Raw genomic sequence first — 15,831 nt, forward strand, 5'->3', positions numbered from 1 at the left:
GTATTTTTAATTTTCTTTGTTAGGAATAGTATAAAATGCATTTTGAGTAATTTTAAACCCAAGATCTTCTTTAGAAATAAGCGTACCTGTTTCGTGCCTAAGTATTAAGATTGCATTTGAGAATTGTTGCTGTGCGTTTAAATTCTCTAATTCTGAACCAGTAAGTCTTTCTTGAAATAAGATTAAATTTAAAAGAGTAGTTAAACCGGATTGAAACTTAATGTGTTCATTTTTAAATGCATTTTGATAAAAATCAAAAGATTCTTTTGATTTTTGAAGAATCAAAACACTATTCATAAGATTATTAACTGCTATGTCAATATTCAATTCAATATTTCTATGAATGTTTTCATTTATTACCGTTTGATTTTGCAAAGCAATTTTACGTATCGAATAATTCCCTTTGGCCAAATTGTTATTCAACGGAAAAGAAAATGAAAGTTTGGCTCCACCACCTAGTTCTTGACCTTGATTATTAACAAGAGAAGACCATGTTTTATCAACTCCGTTTCCTACGCTTGCACTCCCATAAAAACCAAAAGCTGATAAGTTTAATTGAGGCCTTAGATTATTAGTTGCTACTAAATATTGAAGTTCTAATGCTTTATATTCTTCTCCTATTGCTTTAACATCACCTCTTTTACTCTTAGCAATTTTAATTAGTGCATTTTTATCAATAAATTCATTGTAGCCAGATTCTAAAACAGTGGGGAAATCATTAACAGGAATATCTAGTCTTTGACTTTCTTCATCAATTAAACCAATAACTCTTCCTAAATTAATTCTTGAATTATACAAATTTTGTCTTGCAACTGCAGTTAGCCTTTCTTGATTTCTTAAATCTGCATTGACTTGATCTAAATCACTTAGCGGTTTTTTATCCGCTTTTACAAGTTCTGTAGTCATATTTAACACATCTCTCACTCTATTCTCATTTTGAGTATAAATTGATAGACTTTTATATGCCGTATAATAATCCCAATAAGCAATGCCTATTTGCTCTATTTCAAGAGAATTTGCAAACTCATAATCATATTTACTTTTATTGATGTAAAAAACAGATGCTTTTTCTGAAGCTGTAACTATCTTAGCTCCTCTTCCTCTTAAAAGTGGTTGAGTTAAAACAAGGTTAAGCGTACTAGAATGATTACCATAAAAACTACCAACAAGTTCATTGAAAGTATTGTACGGAAAATTTGAATTATTATAATTATATTTTAAACCTATATCAATTGATTGTCCAGTTCGTAGTCTTTTTTGTGAACCAATTGAAAAATCAAATGAATTATTTCTAAGCGTTTTATCGACGAAATCATTTCTAGGATCTGCATCAAAAAGATTGTATTTTCTATTTTGAAATGTAACATCAGAGTTTAAGTTAAAATCAAAAATACTTCTTTGAACTTGTAAATCAGCTTCGGCATTTTGAATGGAGTAATTAGCACTTCTAATAGTTGGATTTTTATTAAATGCAATACTTGAAACCTCAATTAAATCACACTTAATTTTAGCCTGACTGTACAAAAGAGTATAACTACTAAATAAAATATAAAACAAAAAATAATTCCTCATATTGAACTTAATAATTAACACTGAACTTTACTTCTGAAAATCTATTTAATATTTGACCAAAACGCGCACCTGCTTGTGAAACAACATCTAATACTTTTGTGTCAATTAAATCCTCTTCCTCTGGTACTCCATATCCCAACTGATCTGTAGTTTTTCTTAACCTATTAGAAAGAAATAAGGCTAATGAGTAATAAAAATTAGCTTTGAAATCTGGATTTGATGAAAGACGTGCTTCTATTACATTTCGAGATATTTTATAAACTACAGCTGATTTTTTTGAAATAACAGAAACTGATGGAGGTCTAGACTCTAAAAAAGACATTTCACCCACAATTTCACCTGCTCCTAAGGTGGCTATTTCCTCATTCTCAGTCTCATCTGAAAAGATTGATAGTTGACCTGATAATAAAATGTATAAATTATCCACATAGTTTCCTTTTTGGATTAATTTATCTCCTGTTTTCAGTTCTATTTTTTGGCCGTTTTGGATCATCCATTCCACATCTCTGTCGTTCAATTGGCCTAAGAAAAAAAGTACTCGTTTCATAGTATGTATTTTAAAGGTTATGGTTATTTAGTTATTCTTTTTTTAAATAATTTTTATTTTAACTATTGGTTTTGATAGCACTGTATCAACAGTTTCGTTTTCAAGACAATGAGTTTATTAATTCTTTGGGAGATATATTATATTGATTGCTAAATAACTTAGAAAAATAATGAGAATCATTATAACCAACAGAATATGAAACTTGAGAGATCGAATCTTGAATATAGTTTTCTATCAATTGCTTAGCTTTATGCAACCTTAAAACACGTATGTATTTATTAGGTGTTAAAAAAACTAAATTCGAAATTTTTCTATGAAGTTGCCTTTCACTAACAGCCATTTTACATGATAATTCATATAAGTCAAGGTCACTTTTAGAAATAGAATTATAAATTTCTTTTTCTAAATTGATTAACCAATTTTGATCATTTTTTGTTACTTTTTCTGGGGTAATCTTATTAGAACATAGATGCTGAACATTCTTATTTGACTCATAAATATCAAAAATATCAGGACGTCTTTGAATGGTTAAGCTTACTGATTTAGATTTAATTTCATTTAATATTTCCTCAATAAGGTCATTAATTTGCTTACTACTAGAAAAAATTATTTCATTTGTTATCTTATTCTCAACTGAACTAGGGGTGCTAGCAGTCATAATAGTATCTAATGGGTTCTTTATATGTAAGAATAAATGATTTAAAATATCCGGCGAAGACCAATCTATTGTAGTTTTTTTTACTGTTGCATTCATGACTTATAGCGGTAATTAATTCTATTGATTACTAAATTTCAAAATTCGGATACTAACATGTTCGTGGGCAAACTCAAAGTCTATTGACTTTCATTATTTTCAATTACATAAAACTATTAGTAAAATGAGATACCTATATTGCTATGTACACATTCTATTTTGTTGGTTTTATACCCTTCAAAATGTTAGCTGAAAATGATTCTTAAGAAATTCTATATGCCAAAACTACAACTGAAGTTTAGTGAAGCTTTACACTTAAAGTGTAAATAAAGTTAAATCTCAAAAAATCCTGAATACAAATAACTCACACAGGATTAATTGCATTAATTGCTACAAAATCTAACATTAAACACATTAGAAATTATAAATAAAGACTTTTGGATTCCTAAAAAAAAGATAACTATTCATCGTAACAATACGACAAAATTTACAAGGAGATTATGATATTATTTTAGTTTGTTAAAAGGTATAAAACAAACTGTATCTATTTTGAATGAAAAAATGCAACGCCCTTTAACTGATATGCTATTTAAAAAAGACACACCACTTGTTTGGAGCTGGTCAAATAGTTTCTTGAATTCATTTAATATAATATTCTAATATTAGATCTATAAATGTATGTTCAATAGCAACTTAGCGTTATTTTGATTTTACATTAAGAATCAACGTAATACGAATTCCGAATACTTTTAATATTTATAGTTGCCAAAATAAATGAGATAAAAATTAAAAAAATCTGATCAACGTTAAATGGTAATAAAATAGAATTTTAGATAAAAATATGGAGAGGATATTATTTAAAGATTAGAAACTGAAACAATAATTGAAGTTTAACTTCGAGGGGAAATGATAAATGAAACAATTAAAAATAAAATCTACATTATTAGAATCTATTTGAAATACAGCTTTGTTAATTTAGAATGAGGTTGTATAAGAAATTGAAAAAACACATGAAATACCGTATTATGTTTCCTGGTTATAAAACGTATTCTTTTGAAGTTTCTTTTATTTTTTTTGAAATTTTTACATCAAAAGTTAGATCATTCTTAATATTCTACACTCCCGTAAAATGTCTTCGTCATTGCCTTTATCAATACCTAAAATATCCTTTATTTTACTTTTACGCTTTTTAACGGTATCTTCTGATACTTTAATTGTAGTGGCAATAGTCTTTATTTGACATCCATTAGATATTAACGTTATAATTTGACGATCAATAGTGTCAAAATGTCCTTCAGCTAATAAACGATCTGTTTTTGCTTTTTTAGCAGTCTTACTGAAATAGTTTTCACCAGCCATGATTTTATCGTAGGCCAATAACAATTCCTCATCGTCAAAATCTGTTTTTACCAAAATTCCATTGACTTTTGTTTTTTGAAACATATTGTACAAAATAACACTTTCAAAATGCGAAGTAATAATCAGTGTTTTTGCTAAAGGAATATATTTATGAACTAAAACTGCTAAATCACCCCCATTAGATATATTTTTATCAGAAAAAGGAGGTAAACTATAATCAAGCATAACCAAATCAAAAGAAATTGTATTGATTTCATTTGAAATGCACTCGTATGCTGACTCACAATTATTAGCTGAATAAAACTCTAAATCATGGCCCAATCTATTGTGCGAAAGAATAGTCTGATAAGCAGTAATCATTGAAGGGTGATCTTCAACTATTAATATTTTTTTTGTCATAAATATTTAAAACTCAAATCTATTGAATTCTATCGGGATTGACAAATTTATTTTTGTTCCTATATTTTGTTTAGATTCTATTGAGAATTGTCCGTTAATCTCCTTAGAGCGGTATTCCATATTTTTTAAACCAATTCCTTTTTTTATTTGCTGTATTTCAAAACCTTTTCCATTATCAGCAATTTGAACTCCTATACTTGTTTCGTTTTTAGTAATTACAATCGTTATTAAATTAGCGTCTGCATATTTATTAATGTTTTGTAATGCCTCTTGAAAAATTCTGTAAAGATTCATTTTTACATTTTTATCAATAACAGACCATACTATTCTTGGATCAACTTCTATGCTTATTTTAGCTGCTGAATTTAGATTTAACTCTGTGAATAATGCTTTAATCATAGCTTCAAAATCATCAGAGCCTGAAAAAACAGTAGTATTTAAATCGTGTGTAAGGTTTCTAATTTCCTCTTCAATATCTTTCATCCCCGCAATATGATCTAAATGCTTTTTTATGGATTCTGGAGATTGATTGTATTTAATTTCATATAAATTCATACGTATTGCTGACAATTTTCCAATTATTCCATCATGGAGATCCCTGGAAATTCGTTGCTTTTCTATGAGCTTGCCCTCTTCAATTTTTTGTTGATTTGAAAGTATCAAATTATATATCTGTGAATCATTAAGAGCTTGCTCCTGTTTACGGAACAATTTTTCAAGTTTAATGTTTTTGTTTTTGATAGATAACACAAATAATAATATTAACAATATAAATCCACTTAAAGCAGCATATAAATAAAACTGTTTAGAGATTTCATTTTTTTTATCCTCAACTACTTTTTTTTCTTGAACTATTTGGTCAGTCTCAAACTCAATTCGGGCATATTTATCTCGAGAAGTACGCTCTACATCTTGAAGACTATCAGTAAGATGAATATATTTATTTGAAAAAAAGGATTCCTCTTGAGGATTAACAAGAGCTAATAATTTAAGAATTATGAGCTCATCTTCGAAAAGGTTATTTTTATGAGCTTTTAATTGCGCTTCTTTTAAATAGTAATTCGCTTTTGAATCGTTTTTTTGATTTAAATAATATTCGCCTAAATAAATTTTAGAAGTTATCTGAATAGGGGTACTTCCAATGCTGTCTCCAATTCTTAAAGTTTCTTCAAATTGTTTAAATGAGGATCTATCACCTAGTTTAAATTTAGAGTAAGCCAATTTATTGATAAGATAACAATAAATTGGAGGATCTATTTTTTTAAAATCAGCTAAAGCTAATCCCTGTTTTGCAAATTCAATAGCTTTACTATATTTTTGGGTTTTTACATAAATATTTGCAATTTGATTATAGGGCTGGCATTTATATGATAAATACATTGGTTCTGATTTTAGATATTCAGAGGCTTCAATAGCTTTATTGTTATAGTCTAATGATTTGTCATAATTCTTTAAACCCATGAGTGCAGTACCTAAAGTAAGATAACAATTATAAATCAATAAATTGTTTTCTTTAGCAATGCCAATTTTTAATGCCTCAATGGCTAGTTTTTCGGTTCCAATATAATCATTCCTAAATGATAAAATTTCTGCTTTTTGGATTTTAACGTTTCCTAGCAAATTGTCATTTTTTTCTTTTAAAATGACTTTTTCAGATTTTGTGTAATAATAATAGGCTGAATCATATTTTGTTTCATTATTGTACACACCTGCAATACTGTAGCTTGCATTTTGAATGCCTTCATTATCTTTTAATAAAATTGATTTGCGATACAATTTTTGCAATAAGCAAAGACTAGTATGGCTTTCTCCAAGCTGTGAAAACGAATCTGCCAATTCAAAATAATAGTCGGAGGAAACTATTAAAGCATTATCGTTTTCAATAATTTTAAAAGCTAATAATGCCTTTTCTAGTCTTTCCTTTTTAGTTTTGGTTTTGTCTCTGGAATTTGAAATTAAGGAATCTACATTACTAGTGGTCGGAGCGTAAAATTTTTCATCTTTACGCTGGCACCCCAAAAAAAATAGACTAAAAATCAATGCTATGTGAAATAGTTTCAATACAGAAGAATTAAATAATTGTAAAAGTACATTTTTTATACTTTTTTATACGAAAAAAGGAATATCAATTCAGATAATAACCTCTTAATAACGTTTTATTATAGCTATATTATTTCTTTGGTGGTATTATACCACCACTTGTATTTTTTGGATCAACATCATCTTGAGCTTGTACTTGAACTTTAGGTTTTTCTGTTTCAATTTCGTCAGCAGTACAAGAATTTAAACTAACAACTAGGGCGAGAATGGCTATACAATAAAATAAATGTTTCATGGTCTTTTTGATTTATGTTTAATAATAGTTTTTTGAATCATTGTTTTTTGAAGCTATTTCATTATTGAAATTGCTAATCAAGAATTCCTTGTTCTTGTAATATTACACTACAAATCTATAATGATTCTAAAGTTTGGCTTTAACCTAAAAGTGTAAAAAATGTTAAAATTCCTATGTTTCAAATTATTGTTATTGTAAAAACAAACATTAAGGGGTAGTTGAGTTTATCTTTTTTTTTTCGAACAATGTCGCTTTAACTTCCTTTATCAGCATAAACGCTGGGTTGACTTTATAGCAAAGCAATCGTAGAAAGTTTATTGATTATTCAAATTTCAATCATTGAAACAAATGAGTATTACAGTTGTAGTAATAACTTCAGAAGTCTGAGGATTTTGGAGAGACAATTTTCCTAAAAAATCCAACTCCTGGATTAGGAAAATACATAAACATTATAAATTACTTCAAATAATTGAGGAACTTATTTTTGATATAAAATCAAATAATTATTGAAAGTTTGGTACGAAAAACAAAACCGAAAAGAAAACAGTTTTATCTAAAAGAGAATTGGAAATTTTGCAACTCTACACGAGAGGTTTTACCATTACCGAAATTGCAAAAACCATATTTGTTTCGCCAGATACGGTGAAATTTAACAGAAGAAAACTGTTTGAAAAACTGGAAGCAGACAGTATTACGGAAGCTATTGCGTATGCTATTAGTGGAAGTATGTTTTCCCTATTAAACTGGCTATACCTGTAATCATACTATAAATACGTACAATAAAGAATGTAGCAAAAAAAGAACGAAGAATTAATGAATACTTTTTATAACCACAAGTGGAGAAATATTGAATTATAAAACAAAACATATAAATTGACAAAAATACAGTTAAAATATTATTAATTATTCTTAATACTTCTATATTATTATAAAAAACAATGAGTATAGTAAAAGGTATATATAATAGAAGCGATCCGCACATCATGTATATATTTAGTACCACATTTTCCAAAAAATTTTGCTTACTTTTCCTGAACATTAACCAAGTTACAAGCGCAAAAAAAGGAATCCCTATTAATCTTATAATTTTATTATAATTTTGAGCTACTTTTGCATATCCTAATAGTTCTTTACCTAATATATCCTCCCTACTTACAGATGAATAACTACGAATAAAATGTTCTAAAGCAATAACCAGTAGCAACAAAGTAAAGTAATTAAAATGTTGAACCCTTTTACCTTGAATAAATTCTCTGATACTGTGACCAGGTCTAATTAAAAGCTCTTTTATGGTATATGAAAAACCTTTATCCAAATGAAACACACCATGTACAAAATCATGTGTAAAGTGGTGATAAGTAAAACGATGGGTTGTGGTTTTTTGCCCACAATTGGGACAAAAATTATTATCAATTGTGCTGTTACAATTTAGGCAATTTTTATTCATAATTATCATTTGTTATTAAAAAAAAGACTATTAAATTCTTGTTGTAAAAATAGGCTTTTATATATTTTAAAATATTAAGTAATTGATAATATGTGTAATTTAGAAAGAAAGTAATCTCTGTAATTCATATTTTGAATGACAATATTTTCAATTTTTTTGTTTTTCCTATTATCAAATCTTTGTATATAGTTATAAATCGATTGATGTTAAAAACATATTTGGCCAAAATAAATAAAAAAATTAGTATGAACCCTCCAATTCTGCCGCAAACAAATGGGAATGTAGTTTTTTTAAGTATAATTATTTGATTGTCCGTTTTTTGTCATAATCCTGTAATGCCAGCAATTACTAACCGATCAAATAGTTTTTCTTCAAAATATCTTCTATTTAACTTGTAAATAAACTCATTTAGGTATAATTGAAGATATTTTCCTTTTATTTTATGATAATTTCCTAAGAATTTACACTTAGCATTGCTAATTGCTATATGAACCTATTTTAAAGTTTCTGTTGTTGTTTCTTTATTGGATTTCTCTGTTATGTGTATTTCAACAAAGTCTGCAATGTCAATATATGATGTGCTTTTCTATAAAAAAGAATGCTTTTCTCTGAAATAGATTCTTTAATAGTTTCATTTACTTGTTCAGAAGTATGATTTGTTAATACTTTAGCTTTAAAATATCTACATTGATTTGATTTCTTCCCTGTTTCAATAGCTTCTAAAATTGTTGATTCAGCCATAATAGCTATGACATTTTCCCTACTTAATCACGACCACGAATACCTTTTTCTTGTTCTATTTCTAATGATTCAACAGTAAAATAACCTTCGTCAAATCCAATCATTCCTTCTAAAGTATAACATACATCTCTATTTCCTATTGCTTTTCGTAGCTTATGCACCATTTCCCAAACTGGTTCATATCGTTTTAATCCCAGTTGCTTTTGAATTTATTTACTCGAAAATCCTTTTTTGGTAGCAGTCATTAAAAACATAGTTTTATACCAAATCAGAAATGATAAATTGGAACTTTACATTATTGTTCCACTTCGCAAAGAAATTCTGCTTCTGCTTTTTTTACATTCGTAGCTCCAAACACTCTATATTCAAAAATGTTCTTTACTTCCGCACTTGCATTGAACTCCTTGCTTATCTCTTTATTATTTAAAATGCATTCTACAAGATTCTTCACTCCCGAAATTTGCTGTAAAACTGAATAAATTCATCGCTTTTTTTATCAAAAAAAATACTTTTTATTAAATTATGTGTAATGACGGATAATAAAATATAATTATAATTAGTAAATAAATACAATCATTAATTTATGAATTGTTTTTAATATATATCTTCAAATTCCTCTACAGATATTATATTGAGAATAGTTTTTTTATTTTGATTAAAATATTCCCAATCAATAGTATTTTTCAATCTATAATTATTCATATATCCGAAGTTAATTATTCCTATACCAAAATCTGTATCAACTACTCTGATTTGTAAATCGGAACGAGACAAACGTAATTTTACTATTGACCTCCACACATCCCCATTCCATAAGAGTGTTTCCCTTGGAACTTTTTGAGCTTCATAATTTATCGGAATGCAATCATGAACTACTATATAACCACCAGGCAATAAATGTTTTAAAGAATTCTCTATATCTTTATTAACTTGGTCAGCATGATGTAATCCATCAATAAAAATCACATCATACTTAATTTTAGAATCTTTTATAATTTTGAAAAATTCATCAGAAGTTACAGGATAATTAACTTCTGAAGTTAAGTAACCTTCTACTCCGGGATCGACACCATCTTTATTAATAGCTTGAATCTTTCGAATATTATCACCCTGATACACACCAATTTCTAAGTAGTTTGAAAATTTGTTTTTGTTTATTAAGTAATTTATAATATCATACCTTTTAACAGTACACATTAAATTATTAATAGCTTCTATCCCTTTAATATTGTTTTTATACATTTCTATCAGATTATTATCTTATTATTCTCAATTTTAATATTCTTTATCTAAGAATATGTTTGATAACTTCTTCCATATTAAAATTTAACATAATTTGGTGGGTTTCATCTTAATGCTCAAAAAAGACATAAAATCTGTTAACTCACTATTCCAGTTATTTTTTATATGATTACAGAGCCCAAATCTAATTTTCTGAAGAATACGCTTTTACGATAAGGCGTATTGAATAACTTTCTCCATTTTAAAATTAGACATTGTTTCATTTATTTCAAGTCGTAGTTTATCCAACATATAAAAATTTATTAATGTGTTTTTTTCAAATTTATCTACTAATTCGAGAAAAACATTCCAATAGTTAGAATCATCATCGGGGTGAGGTATATGACCAGAAACTTCAAGTTCTTGAAGCCTTAGAGCTATATCTTCTCGGTCGTAACACTGCGTACCTATCGTTAAGGAAGGCACTCTGTTCATTATTGGGTAGTGGTAAATTCCAGAACTACATTGATGAATCACTAAATTTGAAATGCCACATATATAGTTTAATGGAAGTAATTTATTATAAAATACCATTTGTTTATAGTCTTCATTAATGTCACATTTACAAGTTGTTATAACTATGTAGCCTCGCTTTATAAAGAACTCGATAAATTTTTCTATAGGAGTTCTGTCTATTGTGCCAGTAGTGATAAAAACAATAGGTTTTTGTTTGTTAACATTTAAAAAATCATCCATCCTACTAGATAAATCCTTAGATGGTTTGTCTAAAATAAGAAGGGGTCCAGAGTAAAAATAAGATTCCCTATCTTCAATTTTTTCTGGTAAACATTCAATTGTTGCGATTCCGGGAATGATCTTAGCTTTCGGTTTTATATAATGCTCTAAAAAAGAGAGATCAGAGTCGTTAAACATTGACATCTCAGATTTATACAAATTAGAAAACCCCACAGATTTTCCAAAATTATTGCCTTTCAGAAAAGAATGTACATGGTTGTCATTTCTATAACGTTTATCGATTGATCTAAAAATTCCTGTTCGCTGAATTGAAATTCTTGGGATATTGTTCTTCTCAGCAATTAGCGGAGTAAAACATGAAGTATCTTCGATAATCAGTGAAGGTTTAACGATATCATAGGTTTTCTTTTCCATTTCAACGACACATTCGTTTATTTCCGATAAATTTTTCGATATAATCAGACTTTCTTCAAAGGCATAATCTAATGGAACACAGTCTACTCCCTGCGTCACTAGGAATTTTTGCGAATTACTATTGACTAAAAACTGATTTTTTATTCCGATATTATTTCTTAAATATTTCTGTTGCAAAACATACAAAGGAATTAAGTGTGAGATTCCACCGGCAATATATGGGATAGTTAGAATGTTCATAGTATTAGTGTTTGTTTTTAGTGTTAACAAAGAAGTTAAAATTGGCCCTTGCAATAACACAAGGATAAAAATCTTAACGATTACATTTTTTAATTGAGATTCGAATTAAGACTTTCATCTTCTATAATTATTTCAATCATACTTTTAAGAGAAAGCATATTGAATAACTTTATTCATTTTAAAATTTGACGCTACTTCATTTATTTCAACTCGAAGTCTATCGATCATTTCATAATCTGTTAATGTATTTTGTTCAAACTTATTTACCTTTTTGAGAAAAATATCCCAATAGTTAGAGTCATCATCTGGATGAGGAATATGTCCAGAAACTCCAAGTTCTTGTAACCTTAGCGCTATATCTTCTCTATCGTAACATTTCGTGCCTAAAGTTAAAGAAGGTACTCTGTTCATTATTGGATAGTGGTACATTCCTGAACCACACTGGTGAATAACTAAATTTGAAATTCCACATATATAGTGAAGAGGGAGTAATTTATTATAAAAGACTTCTTTAGGATAGGCATCATTAATTTCACAGTTACAAGTAGTAATTACGGCATAATTGTTTTGTACAAAAAACTCTATGAAATTCTCAATTGGGGTTCTATCAATTGTTCCTGTGGTAATAAAAACAATAGGTTTTTTTTTATTGTTATTTAAAAACTCTTCCAATCGAATAGAAAGATTCTTTGAAGGTTTGTCCATAATAATAAGTGGGCCACTATAGAAATATGACCCCCTATTTTCTATGTTTTCTGGCAAACGCTCAATTGTTGGAATACCAGGGATAATCTTTACTTTAGGCGTTAGATATTGTTGAAAAAAACACAAATCAGAGTCGTCAAATTTAGGTAACTCTAAATTATTTAAATTTGAAAAATTTAGAGAATCCCCAAGACTATTACCCTTCATTATAGAATGACCGTGGTTTTCATTTCTATATTGTTTATCAATTGATCTAAAAAAACCTGTACGTTGAATTGAAATTCTTGGGATATCATTTTTCTCAGCAATTAACGGTGAAGTAAAAGAAGTATCTTCAATAATTAGTGAAGGTTTAACTATGCTAAAAGCTTCTTTTTCCTTTTCAACCAAATATTCTACTAATTGTGGGTAATCATTTGAATTGAGCAGGTCATCATTACTGAAATAATCCAAAGAAACACAGTTAATATTTTGCATTTTAAGTATTTTCTGCAAATTGTTACTAACCAAAAATTGATTGTTAATTTCACTATTGTTTCTTAAATACTTATGATGTAAGACATATAAAGGAATCAAGTGAGAGAGTCCACCTGCAAAATAAGGTATGTTTAAAATAGTAATCAAACTTATTAGAATTTAAAGTTTTTAATGGCGCTTTTAAAAGTGAATTGCGTTGTATGTTGAGCATTAGCTGCCAAACATAATGCCGTAGCTTCTGATAAAATCAAATAAGTTACAGAGAGTAGAAAAATAAGTACTAAAAGAGTTAATAAAAATTAATTTCTATCAACTCTTTTAGTGTTTATTTTGAAATTTTGTTTTTAAATATGACAAACAATAAAAAAACGAAAGTTACAATATAAATAGAGTCTAAACATGGCTTCTTAAAAGTTAACGTACTAAAGTTGAAATGCTTAAATATTATGATGCCTAAGATTACTGCTAAGAATATTGCAACTGGTCTGAAAGAAGTATTACTCATGATATAGTATTGTAAATATGCTTTAAAAAAAGTTATCAAACAACCACTCTGAAAGTTTGGTTGTTTGATAATGTATAACAAATGGATTTTGCAATGATTCTATACATGTGAGCCAAGCCAACATAAACCAAAACCAATACCTGCTCCAATAGCATATGCAACAATTGGTAAAATTCCACCAGAAATCATTTCTAATTGCTCCTCAGTTAATTCCAATTCTTCTAAGTTAACTTTTGCAGGAATGTTGAAGTAAATTACAGACTCATCTGATTGATCTTCTACTACAATTCTTCTATCATTAAGATTTGGCAAACTTTTCCCTGTAACTTGCTCAATTGTTGCTACTGGATTTTTAATCAATTGCTCTTTAAAAGCAGCATTTTCCCATGCTTTTTGTGCAAGACTTCTTACCAACTCTGCACCTTTCTCTTGTTGTTCTGCTGTTGTTTTCATTGTCATTAATGTTTATAAGTTTATATCTAATTTTTTTTTTATTGATGTGATGCTGCATAAATTGCTATTCCAACGCAAACTCCATAAAGAATTAATGGTAAAATACCTCCTGCTACTTGTTCTAGTTGCTCCTCAGTTAGTTCTAAACTATCAACGTCCATTTTTCTCGGAACGTTAAAGTAAACCGTTGAAGCATCCGATTGGTCTACAACTACAAGTTTTTGTCCTTCTGGCAAACTAATTTTATGACCTGTTAATTTTTCTATAGATCCAATTGGGTTTGCTACCAATTCTTTCATGAATTGTGTATCTTGCCAAGCTTTTTGTACTACTTGAGAGTTTAATTTTTGTTCTAATGAAATTTCCATAATTTTATATTTTTAATTTGTTAATAAATGTTGATTAAAATTCAATTGTTCCAGGAGGAAAAGTAGGAGTTGGTATTTGCGGCCATTTAATAAATATAGGAAAAACAGAAACTCCTCCTGATACCGATTCTAATTGTTCCTCATTCAATTCTGCATCTACATATTTAGTAGATTCGGCTGGAATGTTAATATAAAAAGCTGATTCATCTGTTTGATCTCTAACCACTAAGGTTTTCCCTTTAGGTAAATTCATTTTTTTGCCTATAAATTTCTCAATTGTAGCTATTGGATTTGCAACTAATTCTTTTTTGAATTCTGCATCTTCCCAAGCTTTTTGTACGATTTCACCATACATTTTTTGTTCTTGTGTAAATTCCATGTTTAAAAATTTAAATGTTAATATTTATTTTAGATTATTTTTTAATTGATTCAAGCAAATAATGAGAATGGCTTTATTATAGTATCTATAATTTCTTTAATTGATACTCCACCTGCAACCATTTCCAATTGCTCTTCGCTCAATTCTGCATCTATTTGTGGTTTCGCTGGAATATTAATATAAACAACCGATTCATCTGTTTGATCTCTTATTATCAAAGTTTTACCCTTAGGTAAGTTTAATTTTTTACCAGTTAATTTCTCAATTGTCGCTACTGGGTTGTCAATTAATTCTGCTTTAAAAGAACCATCTTCCCATGCTTTCTGCACAATCTCTGCGTACTGTTTTTGTTCTGATGTAAATTCCATTTTTTTTGATTTAATTGGTTAAAGTAATTGTATGAGTCTTATACATGAAATCTTATATTTTGTAATAATTTAAGAATATCCGGCAATGGCATATCTTCGCCCCCCGTTCCACCAGCCACTGCTTCTAATTGTTCTTCGCTCAATTCTACATCTTCTAAATTAGACTTAGCAGGGATGTTAATATAAACAGAAGACTCATCAGTCTGGTCTCTTACTACGATGGTTTTTCCTTCTGGTAAATTCAATTTTTTTCCAGTTAATTTTTCTATTGCATCAACAGGTTTTGCTATTAATTCTTGTTTAAATGTAGCATCTTCCCATGCTTTTTGTACAATTTCTGCATACAGTTTTTGATCTTGTGTGAATTCCATATTTATTTATTTTTAGATTATAAAGAGGTTAGATTTTAATAATATCTTTCAATTCTGGAAATAAATTATTTACTAAATCAGCCCATACCGTTTGTCCACCTCCCGCAATAATTTCTAATTGCTCTTCATTAAGTTCTATATCTTCTATACTGGGTTCAACTGGAATATTCATGTAAACCTTTGATTTATCCGATTGATCATTTACCACTAGTGTTTTACCTTCTGGCAATATGATTTTTGCTCCTGTAAGATTCTCAATTGCTATTATTGGATCACTTATTAAGTTTTTTCTAAAATCAATATCTTCCCATGCTTTTGAGATTATTAATCGTAAAACTTCTTCTTTATTTTTATTTTGCCCCATGACTCAATTTCTTAATTAATGTAAAATTAGCTGATCTGTTTGCGACAAAATTGCCAAATAAACCGACAAAAAAACATCCTGGTTGCAACCTGTTAAATCATAAATCACAAACCTGA

21 protein-coding genes and 1 pseudogene are annotated in these 15,831 nt (G+C 28.3%); 2 read left to right on the forward strand and 20 right to left on the reverse strand.

The window, feature by feature from the left end:
- Nucleotides 1-6: 6 nt before the first annotated feature.
- The 6 genes from K5V07_RS11155 to K5V07_RS11180 all read right to left on the reverse strand — a co-directional run bounded on the left by K5V07_RS11155 (nt 7) and on the right by K5V07_RS11180 (nt 6,906).
- On the reverse strand, nt 7-1,572 hold the full coding sequence (locus tag K5V07_RS11155) for a TolC family protein (protein WP_221917536.1): 1,566 nt from the start codon (nt 1,570-1,572) through the stop codon (nt 7-9).
- Nucleotides 1,573-1,579: 7 nt separating this feature from the next.
- Nucleotides 1,580-2,119 carry a cyclic nucleotide-binding domain-containing protein gene (locus K5V07_RS11160; RefSeq protein WP_221917537.1) on the reverse strand — a complete coding sequence of 180 codons (540 nt, stop codon included), beginning with the start codon at nt 2,117-2,119 and terminating at the stop codon, nt 1,580-1,582.
- Nucleotides 2,120-2,219: 100 nt separating this feature from the next.
- Complete coding sequence (locus tag K5V07_RS11165; protein WP_144888997.1) at nt 2,220-2,873, reverse strand: helix-turn-helix transcriptional regulator; 654 nt, start codon at nt 2,871-2,873, stop codon at nt 2,220-2,222.
- A gap of 1,035 nt (nt 2,874-3,908) precedes the next feature.
- Entirely contained in the window at nt 3,909-4,571 is a 663-nt protein-coding gene (locus K5V07_RS11170) for a hypothetical protein (protein WP_221917538.1), read from the reverse strand.
- A 6-nt stretch (nt 4,572-4,577) separates the two neighbouring features.
- On the reverse strand, nt 4,578-6,611 hold the full coding sequence (locus K5V07_RS11175; RefSeq protein ID WP_221917539.1) for a sensor histidine kinase: 2,034 nt from the start codon (nt 6,609-6,611) through the stop codon (nt 4,578-4,580).
- 130 nt (nt 6,612-6,741) lie between these two features.
- Nucleotides 6,742-6,906, reverse strand: a complete 165-nt coding sequence (locus K5V07_RS11180) for a hypothetical protein (RefSeq protein ID WP_176330741.1) — start codon at nt 6,904-6,906, stop codon at nt 6,742-6,744.
- A gap of 558 nt (nt 6,907-7,464) precedes the next feature.
- Between K5V07_RS11180 and K5V07_RS11185 the strand changes: the two are divergent.
- Nucleotides 7,465-7,665: pseudogene (locus tag K5V07_RS11185) on the forward strand (response regulator transcription factor); the annotation flags it as partial.
- On the opposite strand, the gene K5V07_RS11190 reads toward K5V07_RS11185, so the two are convergent.
- The 4 genes from K5V07_RS11190 to K5V07_RS15080 all read right to left on the reverse strand — a co-directional run bounded on the left by K5V07_RS11190 (nt 7,622) and on the right by K5V07_RS15080 (nt 9,258).
- A complete protein-coding gene (locus tag K5V07_RS11190) occupies nt 7,622-8,353 on the reverse strand; it encodes a DUF3667 domain-containing protein (RefSeq protein WP_221917541.1) in 732 nt (243 codons plus the stop codon). The pseudogene K5V07_RS11185 and the gene K5V07_RS11190 overlap by 44 nt on opposite strands.
- A gap of 322 nt (nt 8,354-8,675) precedes the next feature.
- Nucleotides 8,676-8,840, reverse strand: a complete 165-nt coding sequence (locus tag K5V07_RS15070) for a transposase (protein WP_370632521.1) — start codon at nt 8,838-8,840, stop codon at nt 8,676-8,678.
- 50 nt (nt 8,841-8,890) lie between these two features.
- The gene (locus K5V07_RS15075; RefSeq protein ID WP_370632479.1) at nt 8,891-9,094 is read right to left on the reverse strand and encodes a hypothetical protein; all 204 of its coding nucleotides are present in this window, start codon (nt 9,092-9,094) and stop codon (nt 8,891-8,893) included.
- Between the two features lie 23 nt (nt 9,095-9,117).
- On the reverse strand, nt 9,118-9,258 hold the full coding sequence (locus K5V07_RS15080; RefSeq protein WP_370632480.1) for a hypothetical protein: 141 nt from the start codon (nt 9,256-9,258) through the stop codon (nt 9,118-9,120).
- On the opposite strand from K5V07_RS15080, the gene K5V07_RS15085 reads away from it, so the two are divergent.
- Nucleotides 9,234-9,332 carry a hypothetical protein gene (locus K5V07_RS15085; RefSeq protein ID WP_370632481.1) on the forward strand — a complete coding sequence of 33 codons (99 nt, stop codon included), beginning with the start codon at nt 9,234-9,236 and terminating at the stop codon, nt 9,330-9,332. The genes K5V07_RS15080 and K5V07_RS15085 overlap by 25 nt on opposite strands.
- Before the next feature lie 57 nt (nt 9,333-9,389).
- On the opposite strand, the gene K5V07_RS15090 is transcribed toward K5V07_RS15085, so the two are convergent.
- From K5V07_RS15090 to K5V07_RS11240, 10 genes are all read right to left on the reverse strand, one after another.
- Nucleotides 9,390-9,545 carry a hypothetical protein gene (locus K5V07_RS15090; RefSeq protein WP_370632482.1) on the reverse strand — a complete coding sequence of 52 codons (156 nt, stop codon included), beginning with the start codon at nt 9,543-9,545 and terminating at the stop codon, nt 9,390-9,392.
- Between the two features lie 143 nt (nt 9,546-9,688).
- Nucleotides 9,689-10,336, reverse strand: coding sequence for a class I SAM-dependent methyltransferase (locus tag K5V07_RS11200; protein ID WP_221917542.1), 648 nt, complete (start codon nt 10,334-10,336; stop codon nt 9,689-9,691).
- Between the two features lie 207 nt (nt 10,337-10,543).
- The gene (locus tag K5V07_RS11205) at nt 10,544-11,725 is read right to left on the reverse strand and encodes a hypothetical protein (RefSeq protein WP_221917543.1); all 1,182 of its coding nucleotides are present in this window, start codon (nt 11,723-11,725) and stop codon (nt 10,544-10,546) included.
- A gap of 144 nt (nt 11,726-11,869) precedes the next feature.
- Entirely contained in the window at nt 11,870-13,054 is a 1,185-nt protein-coding gene (locus tag K5V07_RS11210; protein ID WP_221917544.1) for a hypothetical protein, read from the reverse strand.
- A 457-nt stretch (nt 13,055-13,511) separates the two neighbouring features.
- A complete protein-coding gene (locus K5V07_RS11215; protein ID WP_221917545.1) occupies nt 13,512-13,865 on the reverse strand; it encodes a class IIb bacteriocin, lactobin A/cerein 7B family in 354 nt (117 codons plus the stop codon).
- A gap of 38 nt (nt 13,866-13,903) precedes the next feature.
- Nucleotides 13,904-14,233 carry a class IIb bacteriocin, lactobin A/cerein 7B family gene (locus K5V07_RS11220; protein ID WP_221917546.1) on the reverse strand — a complete coding sequence of 110 codons (330 nt, stop codon included), beginning with the start codon at nt 14,231-14,233 and terminating at the stop codon, nt 13,904-13,906.
- A 34-nt stretch (nt 14,234-14,267) separates the two neighbouring features.
- Complete coding sequence (locus K5V07_RS11225) at nt 14,268-14,612, reverse strand: NHLP leader peptide family RiPP precursor (protein ID WP_221917547.1); 345 nt, start codon at nt 14,610-14,612, stop codon at nt 14,268-14,270.
- Nucleotides 14,613-14,662: 50 nt separating this feature from the next.
- Nucleotides 14,663-14,980: an NHLP leader peptide family RiPP precursor gene (locus K5V07_RS11230; RefSeq protein ID WP_221917548.1), complete on the reverse strand. Its 318-nt coding sequence runs from the start codon at nt 14,978-14,980 to the stop codon at nt 14,663-14,665.
- A gap of 38 nt (nt 14,981-15,018) precedes the next feature.
- Entirely contained in the window at nt 15,019-15,351 is a 333-nt protein-coding gene (locus K5V07_RS11235) for an NHLP leader peptide family RiPP precursor (protein WP_221917549.1), read from the reverse strand.
- Between the two features lie 28 nt (nt 15,352-15,379).
- Entirely contained in the window at nt 15,380-15,715 is a 336-nt protein-coding gene (locus tag K5V07_RS11240; protein WP_221917550.1) for an NHLP leader peptide family RiPP precursor, read from the reverse strand.
- Between the last annotated feature and the right edge of the window lie 116 nt (nt 15,716-15,831).

The sequence above is a fragment of the Flavobacterium sp. CHNK8 genome, assembly GCF_019774515.1.
Classification (GTDB): domain Bacteria; phylum Bacteroidota; class Bacteroidia; order Flavobacteriales; family Flavobacteriaceae; genus Flavobacterium; species Flavobacterium tiangeerense.

Excerpts from the sequence above, each read along its gene's own strand:
- K5V07_RS11155 (WP_221917536.1), bottom strand. The coding sequence starts at position 1,572 with ATGAGGAATTATTTTTTGTTTTATATTTTATTTAGTAGTTATACTCTT.
- K5V07_RS11160 (WP_221917537.1), bottom strand. The coding sequence starts at position 2,119 with ATGAAACGAGTACTTTTTTTCTTAGGCCAATTGAACGACAGAGATGTG.
- K5V07_RS11165 (WP_144888997.1), bottom strand. The coding sequence starts at position 2,873 with ATGAATGCAACAGTAAAAAAAACTACAATAGATTGGTCTTCGCCGGAT.
- K5V07_RS11170 (WP_221917538.1), bottom strand. The coding sequence starts at position 4,571 with ATGACAAAAAAAATATTAATAGTTGAAGATCACCCTTCAATGATTACT.
- K5V07_RS11180 (WP_176330741.1), bottom strand. The coding sequence starts at position 6,906 with ATGAAACATTTATTTTATTGTATAGCCATTCTCGCCCTAGTTGTTAGT.
- K5V07_RS11190 (WP_221917541.1), bottom strand. The coding sequence starts at position 8,353 with ATGAATAAAAATTGCCTAAATTGTAACAGCACAATTGATAATAATTTT.
- K5V07_RS15075 (WP_370632479.1), bottom strand. The coding sequence starts at position 9,094 with ATGGCTGAATCAACAATTTTAGAAGCTATTGAAACAGGGAAGAAATCA.
- K5V07_RS15080 (WP_370632480.1), bottom strand. The coding sequence starts at position 9,258 with ATGGTGCATAAGCTACGAAAAGCAATAGGAAATAGAGATGTATGTTAT.
- K5V07_RS11200 (WP_221917542.1), bottom strand. The coding sequence starts at position 10,336 with ATGTATAAAAACAATATTAAAGGGATAGAAGCTATTAATAATTTAATG.
- K5V07_RS11205 (WP_221917543.1), bottom strand. The coding sequence starts at position 11,725 with ATGAACATTCTAACTATCCCATATATTGCCGGTGGAATCTCACACTTA.
- K5V07_RS11215 (WP_221917545.1), bottom strand. The coding sequence starts at position 13,865 with ATGAAAACAACAGCAGAACAACAAGAGAAAGGTGCAGAGTTGGTAAGA.
- K5V07_RS11220 (WP_221917546.1), bottom strand. The coding sequence starts at position 14,233 with ATGGAAATTTCATTAGAACAAAAATTAAACTCTCAAGTAGTACAAAAA.
- K5V07_RS11225 (WP_221917547.1), bottom strand. The coding sequence starts at position 14,612 with ATGGAATTTACACAAGAACAAAAAATGTATGGTGAAATCGTACAAAAA.
- K5V07_RS11230 (WP_221917548.1), bottom strand. The coding sequence starts at position 14,980 with ATGGAATTTACATCAGAACAAAAACAGTACGCAGAGATTGTGCAGAAA.
- K5V07_RS11235 (WP_221917549.1), bottom strand. The coding sequence starts at position 15,351 with ATGGAATTCACACAAGATCAAAAACTGTATGCAGAAATTGTACAAAAA.
- K5V07_RS11240 (WP_221917550.1), bottom strand. The coding sequence starts at position 15,715 with ATGGGGCAAAATAAAAATAAAGAAGAAGTTTTACGATTAATAATCTCA.